This is a genomic window from Trichlorobacter sp., assembly GCF_030247655.1.
In the GTDB taxonomy this organism is placed as follows: Bacteria; Desulfobacterota; Desulfuromonadia; order Geobacterales; family Pseudopelobacteraceae; genus Trichlorobacter.
On record NZ_JAOTRZ010000227.1, the window covers coordinates 1 to 4600 of the forward strand.

Genomic DNA, 4600 nt, shown 5'->3' on the forward strand with positions numbered 1-4600 from the left:
TTTGTTGGAATGAAACCGCGTGTTGCCACATCATAACTGCCATGAGACCTAATAAAACGAACCTTGGCAGGTGTTTTGCCATTCCAATCAACCTCTGCCGTATAGGTAACTTCAAAACTTACACCGGGTAGAAAGTAATAGGGTTTACCAGAAGAATATTTTGAGGTCAGAGACATCACACGCATGCCGTTTGCAGAAGATAGACTGATATTTTGAAGACTTGACTTGTCCGGGGGAAGTGTCATTGACCCACGCCAGACATCGTAACCGCTCTTGGTGGCAACTATCTCATAACTGCCGGAAGGAAGAGACTCTGTCTGATACATACCGCTTGCATTGGTTGTATAAGGCCCATAACTACCCACCATAACAGCAACAGAGCCCAGTGCCTGTTTGCTCAAGGCATCTGTCACCTTACCGCCAAGCAGGGCATTGCCAACACCGCATGCCTGGCCGGAAAGATCCACCGTCAGATTTCCCTGGCTGGTGGGTATGGTCAACAATGCCGTTTTGGGGCCACAAAATTTTACCGAGATATCCACCACAATGCTGCAGCTTCCCTGAGAGGCAATGGTCTTGTCTGAACAGGTATCTCCCAGGCTAAAGGCCGGTGCGTTTTCCCCTGAAAGACTTGCCTTTCCAATGGTAACACTGGCTGGCAAGGTATTGGACAGCGTCAGAGTGCGGGAGGCACTTTGGCCGATATAGAGCGGTGCAAAAGTAACTGAAGAAGGCAAAATACCCAAAGAACCCAATGACCCAGACTGTCCGCCACGAACGCACCGGACATAGTAGTTATAGTACTTATCGTAGTAGTAGACGGTACCATTGTAGAAATTCACGACCCACGCGTAGTACGTATAGTAAGCGTAGGTGGTAGACGACCAATAGTAAGACGAATTTGCATTTGGAAAATACGTCCTGTCAAGCGCCGGATTATAACGTGTATCATCAGTCAGTGATTCCAGTTCCTTTACATTGGGCAGCCGCCAGTCATCAGCTCCTGCCAGGTTTAAGCCTTCGCAGTAGGCAAGGGCATTATCCCAGGTTTTAGCTCCCGGTTCTGCCTGTTGCCAGACAAGGCCGGTTTTACTGTCGGTTACGGTGCCATTACCATTGTCAGTTAACACAGCTCCAGAGACAACAGGGGTGCCCCACCCGAACAGCAGCAGGCAAAACAGAACTCCACACAGTATTCTCATATTCATGACATACTCCTTTGCAGCAGGAATAATTCAGTAACCACTCTTTTTTTCAGACCAGTCGGGTAATAGCCCCGTTCCCCTATCACAACATAGGGGACACAGGCTGCCCGTATCCTCTTTTTAAAGCTTTGGAGCAGACGAAGCGGAAAACCGCAGGTACTACCGAGGCCCCGTCTGTCTTTTTGCAGGGCAAGGCCGAAAAACCGGCTAAAGTGTTCAGCCTGTTCTCCATACCACTCACAGAAGCGGCCCACCTGAAAGAAGATGCACAAACCGCTATACTGTTCAGCTACCCAGCAATACTGCTCCTTCAGGTTTGCAGGTATGCTGGTCGGCTCATAGCAGGGATGGAGGCGACAATCTGTATCCAGGCTAAACAGCTCTTGCAGCCAGACAAACTTTTTAAAAAGCCCCCGTATAAGCTGACGTGCGTTTGCATGACGAAAGTGCCCCAGGTACGACGCAAGGGTCTGCCTGAGACGTCTAAGCGGTTCTTCATGAAGATGCAGGTGCAGGGTTTGCACAGTTTCATCGTGCGAACCGTTCCCCTGCAAAAGTTCTCCGGCAAACTGCCTCAAATGCGCCCGCAGATTGCCCACCACCCTGCCACGCACCAGGGTATACGCAGGTCGTACAATATACCCCAAAAAATCAGCCCCTTCAGAGACCCTTTTCAGGGTTTGTTCCTGTTTCAGTTCTAACGCAAGCCGTTGGGCCAGAAATTCTTCAATCCGTTGCCGGTAGTAGACAAGCATCTCCCGGCTGGTATGTAGCAAGACAAAATCATCCACATAGCGGAGGTACTGCTTCACGTTCAGTTCATGTTTTACAAACTGATCCAGCTCATTCAGATACAGATTGCCAAAAAACTGACTGGTAAGATTTCCTATGGGAAGCCCCTTGCCCGCCGGGATGTGAAACATTGATTTATGGGAAGGTATCCCCTGCAACAACATCGGGTCGCCTTTATAGACAAAATCACGGGTACAGTCGTTACGTACAATCAGCGAGGCAAGCTCCAGCAAACGGGCATCACGCAGATGCCGGGCAAGGATAGCCAGCAGGATTTCCCTGTCCATGCTCATAAAGAAGCTTCTGATATCCAGTTGCAGGTACCAGGCTGTCACCTGGCCCTGCCTGGTTATGCTGTTCATAAACTGACGCAGCCGCTGCACAGCGGCATGGGTTCCTTTGCCTTTTCGGCAGGCATAGGAATCATGGATAAACTTAGGTTCAAAAATTGCTTCCAGCCGTGGTACCAGCAGATGATGCACCACCCTGTCACGAAAATCAGCGGCAAAGATCTCGCGGTGTTTGGGCTGTTTGGCAATAAAGCAGACAGAGCGGGAAGGGCTGTAGCTGCCTTCCGCAAGGGTTGCCCTGAGTTCAAAAAGGTTATCAAGCAGATGCTCCTCAAAGATCAGGGCATTAATGGTATTCCTCTTGCGTCGTCGGCACGACAGATAGGCATCGTACAGGCTTTTGAAGGAATACAGGTGATCACTTTCCGCCACGAACGCACCGGACATAGTTGTTATTGTTCTTATTGTTGTTGTTGACGTTACCATTGTTGAAATTCACGTTCCACGCGTTGTTCGTATTGTTTGCGTTGGTGGTAGACGACCAATAGTTAGACGTTGTTACCCGGCCTCTTGACGGCCTTGCGGCCAGATGCGGAACGATCCTGTACCAGCGTACGATCCGCCTTGAGTACTGCCATGCCGTCCCCTTGTCCGGCCTGTGGCCGCCCTCATCTCTGATAGAAAAAAAGGCAAGGGGCTTTTCGGCGGGCCGGGCGCACAGTGATCATCGGCTCACTCGCGGCTGCATCATGCATGACGCGATTCCGGCCGTTGTGCGGTCTGGCTTTTAAGCCATCCTTCGCTCTGTCTGCTTACCTCGACGGCCAATGATGCCGCCGTCTGAAACTGGGAAAAACTCTTAAACACCCTGGTTTCCTTGCCCAGCACGATCAAAAGCTTCATCCCTTCGCTCTTGTCCCGCAGCTCGGTCAAGAATGGAATTTTGTCCCGCCTGGAATTTGCGTTAATAACCAGGGTAACCAGCTCTCGGGCAGAGTTCCTCATGTCCGCCCCCAAGGTATATTTGTGATACCGGGAAAACCCCTTAACGCAGTTTTCCATAAAAATGGCCAACTCAAGCGTCTTTTTGTAGATCGGCAGATGTTCGTAATGGGCCATGGTTCATCACCAAAGAAACCAAATAATCAAAGCATCAATCACTGTCCGCCACGAACGCACCGGACATAGTAGCCATTGCCCTTATTGGGGCTGCCGACGTTACCATCGTAGAAACCCACGCCCCACGCGCTGCTCGTACTGCTTGCGTAGGTGGTAGACGACCAATAGTAGGACGAAACAGTATTAGGGAATGTTGCCTGCGGTATGCTTGGCCCTGGGTAGGGAATGCTGTAATCCACAATGCCCACCAGCTCTTTCTTGCTGGGCAGCCGCCATCCGCCGCCTGCCAGGGCAAGGGAACCGCAGACACTTGTAATTGCAGCGTTATAGCTTGCATCATAGGTGCCAGACGCCTGGTACCAGTTGTGAGTTGTGGCGGTTCCACTGCAGGTGGCATCGCTGTTCTGCCCCATGCTGCACTTCTGCCAGACCAGCCCGGTGTTGTTGTCAGTGACCGTGCCATCACCGTTGTCGGTAAACGACATCGGATTGATGCTGTAGGCGCCATCCTGCCCGGTTCCAGCGCAGGAAATTTCGGTATAGGAGGTGTTGTAGCATTTGGTCTGGCCGGTATCAGGCAACTTGCCTGCTGCGCAGGCAGAATGGGGAATGAGGAATTGAGAATGGAAAATAAAGAATGAGAACAGCAGAAACAGGGTACGTCGGGAAGTTGAGCGCATGTTTACTATGACCTCCACAGCAAAAAAATTGATAATTGGGAATAAAGCTACATAAATCAAAGCCCCTTTGATGCATACGATCAAAAGGGCTCTGGTTAGGTAGCAGATAGTTCTATTTTACTGCGGCATTCAAATCAGCCAGCAACAACTCTGGATCAAGTCCGTGGTTGATGGCCCCCAGGTCAATCGGCTCGCTCTGGGCCCCCATGCAACTGGCACAGGCCAGGTTGTACTTCTTCAACACCTTGGCTGTTTCAGGATAGGTCCGCAACATCTCAAGAAAGGTCATATCTTTAGTAATTTTAGCTGTTGCCTGTGCCATACCCTACCCCCTACTCGTATTTGATCTCAATAATTTCATATTCTTTAGTACCAGCAGGCACCTTGACTTTGACTGAATCATCCAGTTTGTGGCCGATCAACGCCTTGCCCACCGGTGACGTGCAAGAGATCTTGCCCAGCTTGATGTCAGCCTCATCCTCGCCAACAATCTTGTAGGTAATCTCTTCTTCTG

7 protein-coding genes are annotated in these 4600 nt (G+C 50.6%); all 7 read right to left on the minus strand.

Annotated features, from left to right (window positions below; translation table 11 throughout):
* Positions 1-1208 (minus strand): DUF1566 domain-containing protein (locus OEL57_RS14395; protein ID WP_300741379.1); only part of this gene is annotated, 1208 nt, incomplete at its 3' end.
* On the minus strand, positions 1205-2734 hold the full coding sequence (locus tag OEL57_RS14400) for a reverse transcriptase domain-containing protein (protein ID WP_300741380.1): 1530 nt from the start codon (positions 2732-2734) through the stop codon (positions 1205-1207). The genes OEL57_RS14395 and OEL57_RS14400, both read right to left, overlap by 4 nt.
* Complete coding sequence (locus OEL57_RS17105; RefSeq protein WP_414718529.1) at positions 2706-2786, minus strand: hypothetical protein; 81 nt, start codon at positions 2784-2786, stop codon at positions 2706-2708. Before OEL57_RS17105 ends, OEL57_RS14400 begins: the two co-directional genes overlap by 29 nt.
* A 248-nt stretch (positions 2787-3034) precedes the next feature.
* Positions 3035-3406, minus strand: a complete 372-nt coding sequence (locus OEL57_RS14405; RefSeq protein ID WP_300741381.1) for a four helix bundle protein — start codon at positions 3404-3406, stop codon at positions 3035-3037.
* A 38-nt stretch (positions 3407-3444) separates the two neighbouring features.
* Positions 3445-4086 (minus strand): DUF1566 domain-containing protein, encoded by a 642-nt coding sequence (locus tag OEL57_RS14410; RefSeq protein ID WP_300741383.1) that lies wholly within the window; start codon positions 4084-4086, stop codon positions 3445-3447.
* A 112-nt stretch (positions 4087-4198) separates the two neighbouring features.
* Positions 4199-4408, minus strand: coding sequence for a DUF1858 domain-containing protein (locus OEL57_RS14415; protein ID WP_300741386.1), 210 nt, complete (start codon positions 4406-4408; stop codon positions 4199-4201).
* 10 nt (positions 4409-4418) lie between these two features.
* On the minus strand, positions 4419-4600 hold a 182-nt coding region (locus OEL57_RS14420; protein WP_300741388.1), incomplete at its 5' end, for a GreA/GreB family elongation factor.